Origin of the sequence: Vibrio sp. B183, assembly GCF_000740665.1 — a bacterium.
GTDB classification, from domain to species: domain Bacteria; phylum Pseudomonadota; class Gammaproteobacteria; order Enterobacterales; family Vibrionaceae; genus Vibrio; species Vibrio coralliilyticus.
The window spans coordinates 23166-40892 of sequence record NZ_JPQB01000040.1 but is presented as its reverse complement, the minus strand read 5'-3'; the positions used below and the strand labels follow the sequence as shown (position 1 = coordinate 40892).

The following is a 17727-nucleotide window of genomic DNA, read 5'->3' as shown; positions in this document are numbered from 1 at the left end:
CGTGGCCGATAGTACCAACGTTTACGTGCGGTTTCGTACGTTCAAATTTTTCTTTAGACATGAGTTGTCCCTCTAGGTACGGATTTAGGTGGCTTTGATGACCACGCAACCAAAAAGTATTGGTGATAAACTTCTCTTAATCACTAAACGTAGTTTAGTTAAAAGAAAGTATCAAAAGGAAACATTGCTTAAGAGCTGGTGCTGATAGGCAGACTCGAACTGCCGACCTCATCCTTACCAAGGATGCGCTCTACCACCTGAGCTATATCAGCACTCAAATTAGAGTGGAGCGGGCAGCGGGAATCGAACCCGCATCATCAGCTTGGAAGGCTGAGGTAATAGCCATTATACGATGCCCGCAACACGTAACTCTGTGAGCTATTTCCTTAAGAATATGGTGGAGGGGGACGGATTCGAACCATCGAAGGCAGTGCCAGCAGATTTACAGTCTGATCCCTTTGGCCACTCGGGAACCCCTCCAAATTTTTAATCCATTTCACTCATAAAGGAGAAATGGTGCCGACTACCGGAATCGAACTGGTGACCTACTGATTACAAGTCAGTTGCTCTACCTACTGAGCTAAGTCGGCATAAGTGGTGCGCATTCTATTGAAGGAATCTCTACCTTGCAATAGCTAAATTAAAAAAAAATACGATTTTAACCAGTTTCTGCTTATTTGCTGAAAAATCGCACAATTTACTCGATAAAAGCGTTTTATCTCCACCGAGTTATTTGGCAATTTGCGCGGGTTGTTGTATTTTCGCAGCTCTCTATCGCGAATCTCAGTTAGGAAGACTATGACGCCATATCTCTCTTTTAATCGTCAGCAATGGGCCGAATTGCGTAATTCCGTCCCGATGACGCTATCCGAAGAGGATCTCATTGAGCTACAGGGTGTCAATGAAAGCCTAACCATGGAAGAAGCGGTTGAGATCTACCTGCCACTTGCGCGTCTACTTAACTTGTATGTTGCTGCCAGACAAAGCCGTAACTCTGTTCTCAATAACTTTCTGGACAATCAGGAAAGTGCGCCACCTTTTATTATTGGCATTGCAGGCAGTGTTGCGGTGGGGAAAAGCACAACGGCTCGTCTACTTAAAGCGCTACTTTCGCGCTGGGAAAACCATCCTAAGGTTGAACTGGTGACGACCGACGGTTTTCTTTACCCTAAAAAGGTCTTGAACGATCGCGGGATCATGCATCGTAAAGGCTTTCCCGAATCTTATGATATCAAGCGTTTAGTTGAGTTTGTTTCGGATGTGAAAGCTGGCAAGCCCAATCTTGAAGTTCCTGTCTACTCACATATCACTTATGACATTACCGACAATGTCAAAGTGGTAGACCGCCCAGATGTGTTGATCATTGAAGGACTCAATGTTCTGCAAAGTGGTATGGACTATCCACACGATCCCCATCGTGTGTTTGTCTCTGATTTCCTCGACTTCTCTTTATATGTCGATGCGGAGTGTGATGTTATAGAGCAATGGTATGTGGAACGCTTCCTGAAATTCCGCTTAGGTGCCTTCACCAAACCTGGCTCTTACTTTAGTCACTATACCGAACTGACTGAGAAAGCGGCGATAGAGAAAGCGCACTCAATCTGGCAATCAATCAACGGCATCAACCTCACGGCTAATATTTTGCCGACCAAGGGGCGCGCCCACCTAATCTTAAAGAAAGCTCGCGACCACAGAGTCGAAGAAGTGCTGTTGCGAAAATAGCGAGAATCTATCAAGGGTTGATGACATAGCCTCAACCCTTGTAACTAGTGTAAAGAATTCACCCTTCCTGACACCCTATTTCAACTCGGCGCCATACTGGTTTTCACCTTGTGTTCCTTTGAGGAAACCGCACTCCACAAGAATCCAAGCACCACATATCAATGCAGCCAATGAACTGACGGCTTGCAACGTGGTCGACGGTGCCATCTGCGTGGGATCGCCGGCTGGTACGGTCATACGCCCTATTACCAGAGGAACATTCAATAGTAGCCACCAGCTCGACTTGCCTCTGTCATGCCATCGCTTAGCTGTAATCGCTAAATCTGGGATCAAAACAACAATCAGAAACACGGGCAAAAGCAAATGCGCCTGACTGGGAAACAACACATTAATGCCAGCGGCAAAACCCACAATTAATGTGTAATAGACCACATTCCATATCCAGTAGATTTTTCGCCCTACTCGCCCCTGAAATGAAAACAACAGCTCTTTCATCGACATGATTACTTACCTAAAAATCAAAAATGTTAATTTACCACTTTTTGAAAACACTCTTTATCCATATCTCGAATATTCACCGTCAAGCTATGGACGTGACTGGCTTGCTCCTGCAACACATCCATCAACTGGCGTGAGAGGTCGCGCTTTTGTTCCGCTGTTCTACCATCAAGCAGTTCAAAACTAATATGGATAAAGTCAACGTTATCGTCATCTTCTCCAATCAGCCAATTATGGCAGCGTAGCGCTCGGGATTTCACGGAAGACGCGTCAAAAAGCCCGCATTGAAGCGCCACTTGATGCAGGTCCTCCAATAGACCTTGCACATTCACGCGTTCATCGACGGAGTTAGAGTATTCCATTACTAAATTTGGCATTGTAGTCCTCAAATGTAAGAGAGTTTCAAAAAATCACTAAAAATACTCCATCACTATTACCAATTTCAGCTGCTATTTCCGAGCGAAAAACCAGCATAATGCATTATGGATCACTGCTGAGAGCAGAGCTTATACCATTTATGCGCGGCTATAGCGGTAACCATTAAGTCAGAACCGAACAAGACATGACACTAGTCATGATTTGGTCGCTTTAATCTGTTATATTCCTACGAAGATTTTTTACATTAATGAACTTTCTACATTAAATACAAAGGGAGATATTCCTATGCGTCGTCCTGTAGTGATGGGTAACTGGAAACTTAACGGCAGCAAAGCAATGGTACAAGAGTTGCTAACTGGCCTTAACGCGGAACTTGAAGGTGTTGAAGGTGTTGACGTAGCAGTAGCTCCACCAGCGCTTTACATTGATCTTGCTGAGCGCGTTATCGCAGAAGGCGGTAACAAGATCATCCTAGGTGCTCAGAACACTGACCTGAACAACAGCGGTGCATTCACTGGCGACATGTCTCCAGAAATGCTGAAAGACTTCGGTGCTTCTCACATCATCATCGGCCACTCTGAGCGTCGTGAATACCACAACGAATCTGACGAGTTCATCGCTAAGAAATTCAACTTCCTAAAAGAGAACGGTCTAAAACCTGTTTTCTGTATCGGTGAGTCTGAAGCTCAAAACGAAGCAGGCGAAACTGAAGCAGTATGTGCTCGCCAAATCAACGCAGTTATCGATGCATACGGTGTTGAAGCACTAAACGATGCGATCATCGCATACGAACCAATCTGGGCTATCGGTACTGGTAAAGCAGCAACTGCTGAAGATGCACAGCGCATCCACGCTTCTATCCGTGCACTAATCGCAGCGAAAGACGAAGCAGTAGCAGCACAAGTTATCATCCAATACGGTGGTTCTGTTAAACCAGAAAATGCTGAAGCTTACTTCTCACAACCAGACATCGACGGTGCTCTAGTGGGCGGTGCTTCTCTTGATGCGAAGAGCTTTGCAGCAATCGCTAAAGCAGCGGCAGCAGCTAAAGCGTAATTTTTCCTTTAGGAAAACTCTTATTGAGGTCAGCGCGAGCTGGCCTTTTTTGTGTCTCACACATCAATCAAGTATCCTACGCTTTTCCTCCCCCAAGAGTAGTTGTACCGAATGCAGGATAAGCACGGCCTTTTGACTGGCCCCATCCCTCTCGTGCTCCGTCAGATGACCATTCCGATGACTTTCGGCATGGTGGCTATTCTGATGTTCAACTTGGTGGATACCTTTTTTATCTCTCTGCTCGGGACTGAAGCCCTTGCTGCCATCAGCTACACTTTCCCGGTGACCTTTGCAGTCAACTGCATCACGATGGGGATTGGCGTCGGGCTATCAGCCAATATCGGCCGCCTGCTCGGGCAAGGACAATCCGAAGATGCAGCACGCTTCTCAAGTCATGGATTGGTTCTGGCGGTGACGTTAGTCGCGCTAGCATCTGGTTTAGGTTATTTCACCATTGACCCATTGTTTCTTGCTCTTGGAGCAGAGCAAGAACTGCTGCCCCTGATAAATCAGTACATGCACATCTGGTACCTGACGATTCCATTGCTTGTTGTCCCTATGGCAGGCAATAGCGCAATTCGTGCGACTGGGGATACCAAAACACCTGCCAAAATCATGATGCTGGCAGGCTTGATCAATGGCGTGCTCGACCCGTTACTGATTTTTGGTTATGGGCCATTTCCTGAACTTGGCATCCAGGGCGCTGCCATCGCCAGCGCTCTGAGCTGGTTTGGCGCCCTAATCGGTTCACTGTATGTGTTGGTGAAAAGAGAGAAACTCCTAGCTTTGCCATACTTCAAAACGCTGTGGGCAGACTGGCGCCAAATCTTAAAAATCGGCACTCCAGCGGCACTCTCCAACGCAATGAATCCATTATCCGGTGCCATTCTGATGATGCTACTCTCTAGCCACGGCACCGCCGCAGTGGCAGCTTATGGTGCAGCCCAGCGGGTAGAATCCATCCTCATAATTGTTCTAATGTCACTAACCTCGACTTTGACACCATTTATTGCTCAAAATGTGGGTGCGAATAACCCTCAACGTAGCTTCGCTGGGCTATTTCTCAGCATGCGCTTCTCACTGCTGTTCCAGTTTGGGATTTTTGTCATGATGGTTCCGCTGAGTATTCCACTTGCTGCGCTTTTCTCTCAAGAACAAGCGGTGAAAGATCTGCTTTGGCACTATTTGCTTGTTGTACCATTTAGTTACGGCTTTCAGGGAATCATCATGATGTTGGTGTCTGGCCTGAATGCACTGCATGAGCCGCTCAAAGCATTCCAATGGAGCTTTATGCGCCTGTTCATCTTTACCTTACCTTGTGCATGGATTGGTAGCTACCTGTACGATATTGAAGGGCTATTTATAGGCATTGCGCTCGGCAATATATTGGGTGGCGTCCTAGGCTATCTTTACGCGTTGAGAGTCCGACGCCAATTCTTAGCAGAAGCCACATAGCAAAACACCGACCTTGAAGGTCGGTGTTTTTTGATTCTTTACCATTTAGTCGGCGATAAGCTCATCTTCTTCGTCGGTGTCGAGCTCAACATCCAATGGCTCTTGAGACAAGATGACCCCAGTATTATCAGCGTAGAGGTAATCTTCGGGAATGAAGGTGACGCCCCCGAAATTGACTGGCACATCCACCTCACCCACACTCTGCGATACCGCCCCAACCGGAATTGAAGCGAGAGCTTGAATGCCAATACTCATGTCTTCCAGTTCATCGACCTCACGAACACAGCCATAAACGACCAGGCCTTCCCATTCGTTTTCTTCAGCCAGTGACGCCAATTCTGCATCAATCAAAGCACGACGTAATGAACCACCACCATCAATCAGCAGTACCCGACCTAAACCATCCTGTTCGAGTACTTCTCGAATCAGACCGTTGTCTTCAAAACACTTCACCGTCGTGATCTGTCCAGCAAATGAGGCGCTGCCACCAAAGTTGCTAAACATAGGTTCTACTACATCTACTTGTTCTGAGTAAATGTCACATAAAGCCGACGTATTGTATTCCATAGTGTTCCTTCCCATACGGTTCGTCATCTCCATCGAGTATATAGGGACATTAAGTCATTGCAATGACAAGACTCAATTAACTGGCCAGAGTTTGAGCTATAACCACACCAGCAAACAATAAGTTAGTCACCAGCGAGCACTTCACAATGACTGGCATCATAGGGGCGATTTGCGCAGGCTGCTCTGCCTGCCACACGGCTTTACCATGTTTGTAAATCACCAGCACGCTCAATAAAAACGGCATGCTCAGCCAAACAGGTACCGGCTGAAGCAGCAGATAGACAATGAACGCAACGACAGCCCCTGCCAATAGCATCGTGTGGTAGTGCTTAGCATTCTTCTGCCCAAGGCGCACCGCAACTGTGCGCTTTCCGCATTCTTCGTCGTTTTCAATATCTCGCATATTATTAATGTTCAACACAGCGACGGCGAGTAAACCACAACCTATAGCGGGTAAAACCAACAAAGGCGCGACGATACCAGTATGGAGGAAGAAAGTGCCGGCGACGCCAAGCAAACCAAAAAAGATAAAGACGGACACATCACCCAGCCCGACATAACCATAAGGCTTATTACCCACGGTGTAGGCGATGGCTGCGACAATTGCCAGCACACCTAAGCCGATGAAAGCCAAAATACTTTGTAGACTGTCGAGTGCATAAAACACGAGGGCTAAACCAGCAAGCATGGTCAAAATGATATTAATCACGATCGCCTGTTTCATGTCAGCCTGAGTCACAACGCCCGACTGGATCGCGCGCATTGGTCCGAGACGCTTGTCGTTGTCTGTGCCTTTTACCGCATCACCATAATCGTTGGCCAAGTTGGACAGGATCTGCAATAACGTCGCAGTGAGAAACGCTAAGATAGCAATCATCCAAGAAAACTGGTGAGTAGAATATGCCAGCACACTACCGGTTAAGATCGATACCAGTGCCAATGGCAGTGTTTTTGGTCGAGCAGCGTCGAGCCAGATACGTAAGGACTGTTTCATACTGACTAGTGTAGTCTCATAATCGAGTGCTAGAATTGTGGCACATCAAAGTTAGCGTAGAAACAAAAAAAGGCCCCGAAGTGACCTTTTCTAAATCTTGAGTAAGTTTACGCTTACTTAACGCGACCTACGTATTCACCAGAGCGAGTGTCCACTTTAATCACTTCACCAATAGAGATGAACAGAGGCACTCGTACAACAGCACCCGTTGTTAGTGTTGCTGGCTTACCACCTGTACCTTGAGTATCACCCTTAAGGCCTGGGTCAGTATCCGTTACTTCCAGCTCAACGAAGTTTGGTGGCGTTACAACGATTGGGTTACCGTTCCAAAGAGTTAGCATACAAGAATCGTTTTCAACCAACCACTTCGCATTTTCGCCAACTGCTTTTACATCCGCTGCAATTTGTTCGAATGTTTCGTTGTTCATGAAGTGGTAGAATTCACCGTCGTTGTACAGGTAGTCCAGATCGATATCCATTACGTCCGCAACTTCTACAGTGTCGCCTGACTTAAATGTCTTCTCTAGAACTTTGCCTGAAAGCAGTTTACGGATTTTAACGCGGTTAAATGCCTGACCTTTGCCTGGTTTTACATACTCGTTTTCGAGAATGACACAAGGCTCATTATCAAGCATAATTTTAAGACCGCCTTTGAATTCATTCGTGCTAACAGTAGCCATTTTTTCCTCTTACCATTCTTCGAGTTAAATTTAATGCCGCACATCATAACCCGAAAAGTCGAATCTGTTGAGCAAAACTGGCTCAAACAGCTAGCGAATGGGATCTCTGATCCTGAAAAACTTCTGCTGCAACTGGAAATTGATCCTTCCCCGTGGCAGAACGGGTTTGAAGCGCGCAAGCTATTCGCCCAACGAGTTCCGCAAAGTTTTGTTGATCGAATGGAGAAAGGCAATCCGTTTGATCCCTTGCTGCGTCAGGTTTTACCACTCTCAGAAGAGTTCGATGTGCATTCTGGGTATTCAACCGATCCTCTCGATGAACAAGACAATCAGGTACCGGGGCTACTGCATAAGTATCGTAACCGAGCGTTGATGATCGTGAAAGGAGGGTGTGCTATCAACTGTCGCTATTGCTTCCGTCGTCATTTCCCATATAACGAAAACAAAGGCAATAAATCTGTATGGTCGCAGAGCCTAGATTATGTACGCCAACACCCTGAGCTGAACGAAATCATTCTTTCAGGAGGGGATCCTCTAATGGCCAAAGATGAAGAACTTCAATGGCTCATCGGGCAAATTGCAGATATTCAGCACATTAAACGCTTGAGAATTCACTCTCGCCTGCCTGTTGTGATTCCAGCTCGCATCACCACCACCTTCACCAAGCTGCTCGCCGGTACTCGCCTGCAGGTCATTCTCGTCACACACATTAATCATGCCAATGAGATCAATCAGGAACTGAGAGATGCGTTAAGTTCACTCCGCCGTGAGGGTGTTACTCTTCTCAATCAAGGCGTCATGCTTAAAGGCGTCAATGACAGTGTTGAAGCTCAGGTGGCACTCAGCGAGTCGTTATTTGATGCGGGCGTGCTGCCCTACTACATTCATGTATTAGATAAGGTACAGGGCGCGGCGCACTTTTTTATCTCTGATCAGCAAGCCAAACAAATCATGGCGGGCGTCATTGAACGGGTTTCTGGTTATCTGGTACCGAAACTCACCCGTGAAATCGGCGGCCGAACCAGTAAAACGCCACTGGATTTACATTTAGAATAATGATGAAAAACAAACAAGGTTTTACTCTGATTGAACTGGTGATCGTGATTGTGGTGCTCGGCATTTTGGCCGTGACGGCCCTGCCTCGATTGCTCAATTTGCAGTCCAATGCCCGAACTTCGGCTTTGCAAGGTTTAAAAGGTGCCATGCAGGGTGCCAATGAGCAGCTGATTGGTCTGGCATCAGTAGAGAACCTAAATGTGCTTTCCAGCGCAACACTAACCATTGAAGGCGATGATGTCGCGATCGTTTACGGTTACCCGAAAGCAGACAATGCTAACGCTTGGTCACAATTACTGGAAACCACCATTGAAGACGCTACATTTGGGTCAGACGGTGCCGATTGGTATTTCAGCAATACCGATCCCAATGATGGTGTGATTCTTTACCTCCCAGCCGACCGCCGTCAGACGGCACAAAATTGCTACCTGCAATACACTGAAGCCACCTCCTCCTCAGAGCCGAGCTTTAGCCTGACCACTTCAGGCTGTTAACAGCTATTTATCCTTAAGACAAATATCTTTTGTTCGCCTAAACCGAGACCACTCTGCATACTCCGCGGTTTAGGAGAACACTATGTACAATTTGCCAGATTCCTTGCTCGACTTAGGTCCCTTTGATTGGCATGCCCTCCTGTGCTGCGCGATAAATGGCCTTCTCATTGGTGTCGAACGTCAGACAAGGGGCAAACCAGTCGGTATCAGAACATCCATTCTGATCATCGCTGGTACTTATCTGTTTATGTCGATGGCAGCCTCTCTTTCGCCTAACACCTTAGATCAAGCGCGAGTGCTGGGCCAGATCATTACTGGTGTCGGATTCTTAGGCGCTGGAGTGATGATGACATTGGACGGTAAAATCCATGGCGTAACGTCAGCTGCCGTGATTTGGTTGCTGGCAGCCTTGGGACTTATGATTGGTCTTGGCTATTTGCAGCAATCTGTTGTCATTACAGTATTGGCACTGATTGTTTTGCTCGGGGTCGATAAAGCCGAGAATCGAATTCAGGCCCTACGTCGTGGCGTGCATCAGAAAATTCAGCGGCGCAGGAGCTCAAACATCAAAGAGAATTCCCCCTCGCGCGAGACATAAAAAAAACCACCCAATTGGGTGGTTTTCTTTGATTCATTGCTGCTTAAAATAACTCTTCCGCAACTTTGTAGAGGTCTTCACGTACTGGACGTTTCATGTTTTCAATCGCGTCGATAATGTCGTGGTGAACCAGTTGTTCTTTCTGGATACCGACACAACGGCCGCCTTTACCATCCATCAGTAGGTGGACAGCATAGTTACCCATACGAGAAGCCAATACACGATCAAATGCGGTTGGACGACCACCACGCTGGATGTGACCCAATACTGTCGCACGAGTTTCACGGCCTGTTGCCGCTTCAATCTCTTTAGCCAGCTCATTGGCATCCATCATCAGCTCAGTCAGAGCAATGATCGCGTGCTTCTTACCTTTCTTGATGCCATCTTGGATATTGTTGATCAGCTTCTGCTTATCCAGTCCCGTTTCTGGTGTGATGATGTACTCACAGCCGCCAGCAATCGCAGACATCAAAGTCAGATCGCCACAATGACGACCCATGATCTCTACAATAGAGATACGCTGGTGAGATGAAGAGGTATCACGCAGGCGGTCAATCGCATCAATAACAGTGTTAAGCGCCGTCAGGTAACCGATAGTGTAATCAGTACCAGCAATATCGTTATCGATGGTGCCTGGTAGACCAACACATGGGTAACCCATTTCTGTTAGTTTTTTCGCACCCATGTATGAACCGTCACCGCCAACAACAACTAACGCTTCAATACCATGTTTTTTAAGGTTTTCGATCGCTTTTTCACGCACAGCAACGTCTTTGAATTCAGGGAAACGTGCAGAGCCTAGGAAAGTACCGCCTTTGTTGATCACATCAGATACGCTTGAACGATCAAGCTTCTTGATACGGTCTTCATACAGGCCCAAGTATCCGTCATAAACGCCGAAAACTTCTAAACCTTCAGATAGAGCTGTGCGAACCACGCCGCGTACTGCCGCGTTCATGCCTGGTGCGTCACCGCCACTTGTCAAAACACCGATCTTCTTAATCATGCTCACCCTCGATTTTTGGGAATCTTATTTCAATTTTTACGTCAGCAATTTTCAGCCAAATTACTGACAAGATTCTTATAGCTGCGCAATATGTTACCTTGACGGGCAAGGAATACTACTTTTATTTGCACGAAATTATGTAACTTTTCTACTTATGTAAGAGTATTACAGCTTTGCGCTTTCACTGATTTGATACATATCAGGATCACAGTGAATTGTCGTCCCGATGAAAAGATAGTCAATAAGCGCGATTTTGTCGCTGCGGGCTAACCCTTCCTAATCCTAGTTTACCAATCTTGGATTTTTTGCTCTTTCTCTGGCCCGAAAACTACGGAATAAGGATCCTGATGGATCAATACATCGGCATGGGGGAATAGCTCAAGTAGCTGATTCTCAACCTGATCGGAAATGCGATGTGCTTCAATCAAAGGAATCTGATCCTCAAGCTCCAAGTGCAGCTGAATGAAACGTGTTGGACCTGACATACGGGTCCTCAATTGATGAACTCCTAAGACTCCATCGACAGACAGGCAGCATGCTTTGATCGCTTCCAGCTCTTCATCTGGCAACTTACGGTCCAGTAAGGTCTGAATCGCTTCCCGTACCATCTGCACAGCGCTATAAAGAATGTACAGACCAATGCCCACTGCAAACACGGCATCTGCCTGAGTTACACCGAACCAACTCAAACCAAGCGCCAACATAATCGCAGCGTTCATGTACAAATCGGACTGATAATGCAAAGAGTCCGCAGCAATGGCCTGGCTGCCCGTTTTCCTCACAACATGTTTCTGGAACTGCACTAGAGCGAAAGTGACCGCAATGGCAAACATACTGACGTACACCCCGTACTCAGGAGATTGCAATTCATGGGGCCTGAAGAAGCGCTCAACACCGTTGAGAATAAGAAATACCGCAGAGCCAGAGATAAACATCGCCTGAGCCAATGCAGCCAGAGACTCCGCTTTGCCGTGGCCAAAGGTGTGTTCCCTGTCGGCAGGTTGCAGTGAATATCTGACGACAAAAAGGTTGACCAGAGAAGCGGCAATATCAAGCATAGAGTCAATCAATGAGGCGAGTAAGCTGACCGAGCCCGTTACCCACCACGCCGCCAGTTTTACCACCAGCAGTAACGTCGCGACAATCGTAGCTGTCCAAGCAGCCAGTGTCACCAAGCGCGCATATTCGTGTTTCATAAAGTAAAGCGTTTGAAAAACATTACCTTAAGTATAACCCGCAAATTATTGAATAAAAATGATACAAAAAAGGCGGCCAATTGGCCGCCTGAATCTGTACGCAAAGATCAGCTGTCGCTAAAACGCTCCTGCATCTTCTCTAAACGCTTTTCAGAGCGCTCTTTCTGCAGCTCAACATATTTTGTTTTCTGCTCCGGTGTCAGAATGCTCAGCATCTGATGTTGCTTTTCAAGCATCTTCACTCTGCGCTCAGTCTGCTTCTCAACCATTTGCTTAGCCAGCTCGTTGGCTGCTGCTTCATCGAATGTATCAGCGAGTAGCAACGCCTGAACCTTTTCTTTATTAGCCTGCATCTCAGCATGATGGCTTTCAAAGTTATCTTTGAACTTCGCTTTCATTTCCGTTTTGTTGGCTTGGCGCATTTCTTTCAGTTGATCTTTTTGCGCATCGGTCAAGTCCAGCTGGCGCATAATGCCGCGGTCAAAGCCAAATTCACCATGTGGACCTTTCTTGTGGTCTTTACCACCGTAAGCAAATGCACTCGCGGTACCTAATGTGAGGGGAAGAACAACAGCAGCCAATACTAGTTTCTTTGCAGTTTTCATAATCGTACCTTTCATATCCAGAGGGATGGAATCAAGCTGTCTCGACAGCGCTTGAGTGTAGATTACGAACTGCAACGTAAAGTGACGTCTAGAGAGCGTAAAGAATCGTAAAGAGCAAAAATTAAACTAAAGCTCTCGACGAATAATCAGTAATATTAGTGTAACCGATATGATTGAGAGACGTATTCCATGGCCAACATCCTATTGATTGACGATGACACCGAACTGACCAGCCTGCTCAAAGAAGTACTGACATTTGAAGGTTATCGCGTATCTGAAGCCAACGACGGAGAAGCAGGGCTTGAAGCCATTGACGACAGCATAGATTTAGTGCTGCTCGATGTCATGATGCCTAAGCTGAATGGAATGGAAACCCTCAAGCGCTTGCGTGAACACTGGGAAACCCCTGTCTTGATGCTGACTGCGAAAGGCGAAGAAATTGACCGTGTCATTGGCTTGGAACTAGGCGCTGACGATTATCTACCAAAACCTTTCAGTGACCGTGAATTGCTGGCCCGAATCCGCGCTATTTTGCGTCGCACTCAATCGAAAGGTGGCAACAAAAACAGTGATTGTATTCAGTATCAGGACATCAAAATCTATCCGGGCAAGCAGGAAGCCTACTGCCAAGAGCAGTACCTAGATCTGACCACCACGGAGTTCGCGCTCCTGAGCCACTTTGTCCAACATCCGGGGGAAACGCTGACCAAAGAAACGCTCAGCTTAGATGTGCTTGGTAAGCGCTTAGCGGCATTTGACCGCGCCATCGATATGCACGTATCCAACCTACGCAAAAAACTGCCAGAACGCGAAGATGGCAAGTCTCGTATTAAAACACTGCGCGGACGCGGCTATCTGCTGGTTGAGGAAAATTAATGCGTCTGCCTAAGATCACCAGCCTGTACGGACGTATCTTTGCCATCTTCTGGTTTACCATGTTTCTGGTGCTGATCGCCGTACTGTCGTTACCTCATTTGGACCCACGAAAATCGAGGGATATTCCGGCCGATCATTATAAAAAACTCATCGGAATCAAACAGAAGATAGAGAAGAACTTTGCTCGCGAACAGGATCTTCGCCGGATTATATTTCAGCTTGAAGGGCCAAAGCGTTCACCCCGCGATCCTCGCCCACGCTTTGTTCTGACCGATCTGGAAGGCAATATTCTGACCACGCGTGACCGCAAAGATTTCAAACTCAAAGCCGTTCAGAACTTTATCACTAGTATCGAAAACCCTGAGCATCCCAAGCAGAGGTTATATGGTCACTATATGGTGGCAGGCCCACTTCCCATTACTCTGGCTCAGAGAGATCTTCTGCTCTACGTCGGCATGAAGTGGAATCAACCATCACCGTTTTTGATTCGCCTGTTTGATAAACCATTTCAGTTGCTGTTCGCTGTGATGCTGGTCAGCACTCCTCTACTACTTTGGTTAGCATGGGCGTTAAGTCAACCCGCCCGTAAGTTAGAACGTGCGGCTAAACGGGTCGCAAAAGGCGAGTTTTTTGTCGATCCACAACTGGAAAAAGGCACGTCTGAATTCCGTCAGGCAGGTAAAAGCTTTAACCAGATGGTTGAAGCGGTAAATCAGATGATTTCTGGTCAGCAGCGCTTGTTATCCGACATTTCGCATGAGTTGCGCTCTCCCCTGACTCGATTGAGAATGGCCACAGCCTTAGCATCACGCAAGCAAGGAGAGAGCCCTGAACTCAATAGAATCGATACCGAGGCACAGCGATTAGAACAGATGATCGGCGAACTTCTCGAACTATCTCGAATGCAGGTCGACAGCCATGTAGAGCGAGAACAACAACCCATTGGTAGCCTGTGGGAGGCAATTCTCTCTGACGCTCAATTTGAAGCCGAACAGATGAATAAAACACTCCGCTATGATGCCATTCCAGAGCGTACCATTTCGGGAAATCCGAAATTGCTGATGAGTGCCGTCGACAATATTGTGCGTAACGCCATTTATTACGGTAAAGACGTCATTCAGGTGTCACTGAGCATCCATGCTGATCAGCTCACAATTGCTGTCGATGACAATGGCGAAGGTGCGCCCGAGCAAGAACTGGAAGCCATTTTCCGACCTTTCTATCGGGTCTCGACCGCACGAGATCGCCACAGCGGCGGTACAGGTTTAGGATTAGCGATCACCGAAAACGCGATTCGACAGCACAGTGGCTCCATACAAGCACTGCGCAGTGAGCTCGGAGGCTTGAGAATAGAAATTCGTCTACCACTCGTACCAATGCAATAACCTTATAAAAACATAGTTGATAATAGATCTCATTATCATTTAAAGTAAATCCTCCAATTACGGAGGATTTACTATGTCTCACATTTTCCCAGAGTTACCTTACGCATACGACTCACTCGAACCTTACATTGATGCTAAAACCATGGAAGTCCATTACAGCAAGCATCACCGCACTTACTTCGACAAATTCGTTGCTGCGGTCAAAGGGACGGAGCTGGAACATGCCTCACTAAGCGACATCTTCGCTAACATATCTCAGCACTCTCCTGCTGTACGCAACAATGGTGGTGGCTACTACAACCATATCCTTTACTGGAATTGCATGGCGCCCGGTGCAGGTGGTGAACCTGAAGGTGAATTAGCCAAGGAAATTGACACTACTTTCGGTGGCTTCGAGCAGTTTAAATCTCTGTTTGCCGAAGCAGCCATCAATACATTTGGCTCCGGCTTTGCATGGCTAGTTGTTAAAGATGGCAAGCTGCACATTGCATCCACCAGCAATCAGGACAACCCTTTAATGGATGTTGCGAGCGTTCAAGGTGAACCTATTTTGGCGCTGGATGTATGGGAACACGCTTACTACATCAGCTATCAAAACCGTCGCCCTGAATACATTGACGCTTGGTGGAATGTGGTTAACTGGGATGTGGTTGGCGAGAACTATGCAGTAGCACTAGCGCAAAACGCATAGCAAAAACTCACCATTTCAGGCTTGGCGGCATTTTAAAGCCGCCTTATACTGCTTAGCTTCCCAGCAGATGATAAGAAATTAACACTATGTTCGATATCGCCCTTTATGAGCCTGAAATTGCCCCAAATACAGGAAACATCATTCGCCTGTGTGCTAACTGTGGTGCAAACCTGCATTTAATTGAGCCATTAGGGTTTGATTTAGAAGAGAAAAAAGTCCGCCGTGCTGGGCTGGACTACCATGACTTAGCTCGTGTTACTCGCCATAAAAGCTATCAGGCATTTGTTGAGTACCTAGAAAAAGAGCGCAAAGCCTTCCGCATTTTTGCCTGTACGACAAAAACAACCGGTCATCACGTCGACGCTAACTTTCAACAGGGCGATGTTTTATTGTTTGGCCCAGAAACCCGCGGCCTACCAGCAGAGCTGATTGAGAGCATGCCAATGGAACAGCGTATTCGTATCCCAATGATGCCTGATGCTCGCAGCCTCAATTTATCTAACGCAGTCGCCATTATTGCTTTTGAAGCTTGGCGTCAGATGGGCTTTGAAGGTGCTCAATAGCATCAAAAATTGGATATAAAAAACGGACTCAAATGAGTCCGTTTTTTATATTTACCGAATCAGATAGGTCTATGGGCGAGCCACAAAACCTACCGCTTCGTATGCTTTCTTCAGCGTCTCTGCTGCGCGAGCCGAGGCTTTTTCAGCACCCTGCTTCATCACTTGATCCATGTATGCGCGATCTGCACGAATACGATGATATTCAGCTTGAATAGGCTCCAGCATCGCTACAATCGCTTCACCCACATCTTTCTTAAATGGACCGTACATCTCAACGCCTTGGTATTGCGCTTCGATCTCTTCAAAGCTCTTACCTGTTGCTGCCGAGTAAAGACCCATTAAGTTAGAGATACCCGCTTTGTTATCCCAATCATGGGCAATACGTGGTGGCGTTTCTGCATCTGTCTGAGCTTTGTTGATCTTCTTGATGATCGATTTAGGCTCTTCGAGCAGAGTAATCACGTTCTTACGGTTATCGTCTGATTTCGACATCTTCTTCGTTGCATCCTGAAGACTCATAACACGCGCATTCACAGTCGGAATGTACGGTTCTGGCACTTGGAAGATTGACTGCTCAGGCGAGTAGATATTGTTGAATCGGTTAGCGATATCACGAGCTAGCTCAAGGTGCTGTTTCTGGTCACTACCCACAGGTACTTGGTGTGCACCGTATAGCAGGATGTCCGCTGCCATTAGTACAGGGTAATCGAACAGGCCAACGTTCACGTCGCCAAACTGGCTTGAGCTGTCTTTCGAATAGCGGGCAGACTTATCTTTAAACTGAGTCATACGGCTCAGCTCGCCCATCTGGGTATAACAGTTAAGAAGCCAACCAAGTTGAGCATGCTCTGGTACGTGTGACTGAACAAATAGCGTGCTCTTTTGTGGATCAACACCAACTGCCAGACAGATCGCTAATGCGTCTAGGGTCGCTTCATGCAGTGCTTTCGGCTCCTGACGAACCGTGATCGCATGAAGGTCTACAACACAATATTGGCAATCGTAATCGTCTTGCATCTGTTGCCATTGACGTAGAGCACCCAAGTAGTTACCGATACTTAGTTCACCTGATGGTTGAACACCACTCAATACAATGGGTTTGCTCATGGGAATAGTTCCTTTGACTTCTTATCTAAAAAATGAAAAAAACCGTGTGGATTCTAGCCACACGGTTCACTCAGTGTACTCATTAACGAGTATTTTGGAAGATCTTTTGTTGCTACTAAGCGGAAACCGCTACCACATCCACTAGATCTGCGATTGTGTCCGCAACAAAATCCGGTTGAGACTGCGAAATTGGCTCACCGTGATTGTATCCGTAAGTCAAACCGAACGAAGCGCAACCCGCATTTTTCGCTGCCAGAATGTCATTCTTGGAATCACCCACCATCAACATTTCTTGTGGCTGACAACCATGTTTCTCAAGCAACCAGTTCAATGCCATTGGGTTCGGTTTTTTCTCTGGGAAAGTATCACCACCAATCACATCAACAAAGTACTTATCAATGCCGTGCTTTGCCAACACATCAGGTACGAACTTCGAAGGCTTGTTGGTCACCAGCGCCATTGTAAAACCCGCTTTGTGCAGCTCGGCCAAGGTTTCTTTAACCGCAGGGTAAAGGTGGCTTAACTTGTGCCCGCTTTGCTCGTAATAGTCATCGAAAAGAACACGAGCTTTGGCATGCAGTTCCGGATCCAAATCAGGCGATACCGTTAGACTGCGACTCAGCGAGCGCCCAATAAGAACATCAGCGCCGTTACCTACGTAGTCACGAACCTGCTCTTCCGTTACTGCTGGGTAACCTAGTGCTTGTACAGCCTGGTCAGCAGCCACGGCTAGGTCAGGCACGCTATCCAGCAGCGTTCCATCCAAGTCAAACGCGATAAGTTTAATATTGCTCATTCAA

General features: G+C 46.9%; 20 protein-coding genes and 4 tRNA genes. 10 read left to right on the top strand and 14 right to left on the bottom strand.

Going from position 1 to position 17727, the window contains the following annotated elements:
• Positions 1 to 196: 196 nt before the first annotated feature.
• From IX95_RS25310 to IX95_RS25295, 4 genes are all read right to left on the bottom strand, one after another.
• Positions 197 to 272: transfer RNA gene (locus tag IX95_RS25310), tRNA-Thr, on the bottom strand.
• A gap of 13 nt (positions 273 to 285) precedes the next feature.
• A tRNA-Gly gene (locus IX95_RS25305) sits at positions 286 to 360 on the bottom strand.
• Positions 361 to 395: 35 nt separating this feature from the next.
• Positions 396 to 480, bottom strand: a tRNA-Tyr gene (locus tag IX95_RS25300).
• A gap of 34 nt (positions 481 to 514) precedes the next feature.
• Positions 515 to 590: transfer RNA gene (locus IX95_RS25295), tRNA-Thr, on the bottom strand.
• A 208-nt stretch (positions 591 to 798) separates the two neighbouring features.
• On the opposite strand from IX95_RS25295, the gene coaA reads away from it, so the two are divergent.
• Positions 799 to 1722 (top strand): type I pantothenate kinase, encoded by a 924-nt coding sequence (coaA, locus tag IX95_RS25290; RefSeq protein ID WP_006957118.1) that lies wholly within the window; start codon positions 799 to 801, stop codon positions 1720 to 1722.
• A gap of 75 nt (positions 1723 to 1797) precedes the next feature.
• Here the strand turns inward: coaA and IX95_RS25285 are convergent, their stop codons facing one another.
• On the bottom strand, positions 1798 to 2223 hold the full coding sequence (locus IX95_RS25285; protein ID WP_038165054.1) for a DUF805 domain-containing protein: 426 nt from the start codon (positions 2221 to 2223) through the stop codon (positions 1798 to 1800).
• A 26-nt stretch (positions 2224 to 2249) separates the two neighbouring features.
• Complete coding sequence (locus tag IX95_RS25280; protein ID WP_038165052.1) at positions 2250 to 2597, bottom strand: 5-carboxymethyl-2-hydroxymuconate Delta-isomerase; 348 nt, start codon at positions 2595 to 2597, stop codon at positions 2250 to 2252.
• A gap of 286 nt (positions 2598 to 2883) precedes the next feature.
• On the opposite strand from IX95_RS25280, the gene tpiA reads away from it, so the two are divergent.
• Positions 2884 to 3654, top strand: coding sequence for a triose-phosphate isomerase (tpiA, locus tag IX95_RS25275; protein WP_021458013.1), 771 nt, complete (start codon positions 2884 to 2886; stop codon positions 3652 to 3654).
• A gap of 111 nt (positions 3655 to 3765) precedes the next feature.
• Positions 3766 to 5109: an MATE family efflux transporter gene (locus tag IX95_RS25270; RefSeq protein WP_171354838.1), complete on the top strand. Its 1344-nt coding sequence runs from the start codon at positions 3766 to 3768 to the stop codon at positions 5107 to 5109.
• A gap of 45 nt (positions 5110 to 5154) precedes the next feature.
• On the opposite strand, the gene rraA is transcribed toward IX95_RS25270, so the two are convergent.
• From rraA to efp, 3 genes are all read right to left on the bottom strand, one after another.
• Positions 5155 to 5676, bottom strand: a complete 522-nt coding sequence (gene rraA / locus IX95_RS25265) for a ribonuclease E activity regulator RraA (protein ID WP_038165049.1) — start codon at positions 5674 to 5676, stop codon at positions 5155 to 5157.
• Between the two features lie 76 nt (positions 5677 to 5752).
• Positions 5753 to 6670, bottom strand: coding sequence for a 1,4-dihydroxy-2-naphthoate polyprenyltransferase (locus IX95_RS25260; RefSeq protein ID WP_038165046.1), 918 nt, complete (start codon positions 6668 to 6670; stop codon positions 5753 to 5755).
• Positions 6671 to 6783: 113 nt separating this feature from the next.
• Entirely contained in the window at positions 6784 to 7350 is a 567-nt protein-coding gene (gene efp, locus IX95_RS25255) for an elongation factor P (RefSeq protein ID WP_021458016.1), read from the bottom strand.
• A gap of 33 nt (positions 7351 to 7383) precedes the next feature.
• Between efp and epmB the strand changes: the two genes are divergently transcribed.
• The 3 genes from epmB to IX95_RS25240 all read left to right on the top strand — a co-directional run bounded on the left by epmB (position 7384) and on the right by IX95_RS25240 (position 9498).
• A complete protein-coding gene (epmB, locus tag IX95_RS25250; RefSeq protein ID WP_019278095.1) occupies positions 7384 to 8406 on the top strand; it encodes an EF-P beta-lysylation protein EpmB in 1023 nt (340 codons plus the stop codon).
• Positions 8407 to 8408: 2 nt separating this feature from the next.
• Positions 8409 to 8900 (top strand): type II secretion system protein, encoded by a 492-nt coding sequence (locus IX95_RS25245; protein WP_019278096.1) that lies wholly within the window; start codon positions 8409 to 8411, stop codon positions 8898 to 8900.
• Between the two features lie 82 nt (positions 8901 to 8982).
• A complete protein-coding gene (locus IX95_RS25240) occupies positions 8983 to 9498 on the top strand; it encodes an MgtC/SapB family protein (protein WP_019278097.1) in 516 nt (171 codons plus the stop codon).
• 43 nt (positions 9499 to 9541) lie between these two features.
• Here the strand turns inward: IX95_RS25240 and pfkA are convergent, their stop codons facing one another.
• The 3 genes from pfkA to IX95_RS25225 all read right to left on the bottom strand — a co-directional run bounded on the left by pfkA (position 9542) and on the right by IX95_RS25225 (position 12305).
• Positions 9542 to 10504: a 6-phosphofructokinase gene (gene pfkA / locus IX95_RS25235; RefSeq protein ID WP_038165043.1), complete on the bottom strand. Its 963-nt coding sequence runs from the start codon at positions 10502 to 10504 to the stop codon at positions 9542 to 9544.
• A 287-nt stretch (positions 10505 to 10791) separates the two neighbouring features.
• The gene (fieF, locus tag IX95_RS25230) at positions 10792 to 11700 is read right to left on the bottom strand and encodes a CDF family cation-efflux transporter FieF (RefSeq protein WP_006957136.1); all 909 of its coding nucleotides are present in this window, start codon (positions 11698 to 11700) and stop codon (positions 10792 to 10794) included.
• Positions 11701 to 11807: 107 nt separating this feature from the next.
• Positions 11808 to 12305: a CpxP family protein gene (locus IX95_RS25225; protein WP_006957137.1), complete on the bottom strand. Its 498-nt coding sequence runs from the start codon at positions 12303 to 12305 to the stop codon at positions 11808 to 11810.
• 189 nt (positions 12306 to 12494) lie between these two features.
• Between IX95_RS25225 and IX95_RS25220 the strand changes: the two genes are divergently transcribed.
• The 4 genes from IX95_RS25220 (at position 12495) to trmL (ending at position 15820) form a co-directional block, all read left to right on the top strand.
• Positions 12495 to 13181: a response regulator gene (locus IX95_RS25220; protein ID WP_038165041.1), complete on the top strand. Its 687-nt coding sequence runs from the start codon at positions 12495 to 12497 to the stop codon at positions 13179 to 13181.
• A complete protein-coding gene (gene cpxA, locus IX95_RS25215) occupies positions 13181 to 14566 on the top strand; it encodes an envelope stress sensor histidine kinase CpxA (RefSeq protein WP_038165038.1) in 1386 nt (461 codons plus the stop codon). Before IX95_RS25220 ends, cpxA begins: the two co-directional genes overlap by 1 nt.
• A gap of 73 nt (positions 14567 to 14639) precedes the next feature.
• Positions 14640 to 15257 carry a superoxide dismutase gene (locus IX95_RS25210; RefSeq protein WP_038165035.1) on the top strand — a complete coding sequence of 206 codons (618 nt, stop codon included), beginning with the start codon at positions 14640 to 14642 and terminating at the stop codon, positions 15255 to 15257.
• 86 nt (positions 15258 to 15343) lie between these two features.
• Positions 15344 to 15820 carry a tRNA (uridine(34)/cytosine(34)/5-carboxymethylaminomethyluridine(34)-2'-O)-methyltransferase TrmL gene (gene trmL, locus IX95_RS25205; RefSeq protein ID WP_038165033.1) on the top strand — a complete coding sequence of 159 codons (477 nt, stop codon included), beginning with the start codon at positions 15344 to 15346 and terminating at the stop codon, positions 15818 to 15820.
• A 69-nt stretch (positions 15821 to 15889) separates the two neighbouring features.
• On the opposite strand, the gene trpS is transcribed toward trmL, so the two are convergent.
• Entirely contained in the window at positions 15890 to 16927 is a 1038-nt protein-coding gene (trpS, locus tag IX95_RS25200) for a tryptophan--tRNA ligase (RefSeq protein WP_038165030.1), read from the bottom strand.
• A gap of 115 nt (positions 16928 to 17042) precedes the next feature.
• Positions 17043 to 17723 (bottom strand): phosphoglycolate phosphatase, encoded by a 681-nt coding sequence (locus IX95_RS25195; RefSeq protein ID WP_019278104.1) that lies wholly within the window; start codon positions 17721 to 17723, stop codon positions 17043 to 17045.
• Positions 17724 to 17727 lie beyond the last annotated feature (4 nt).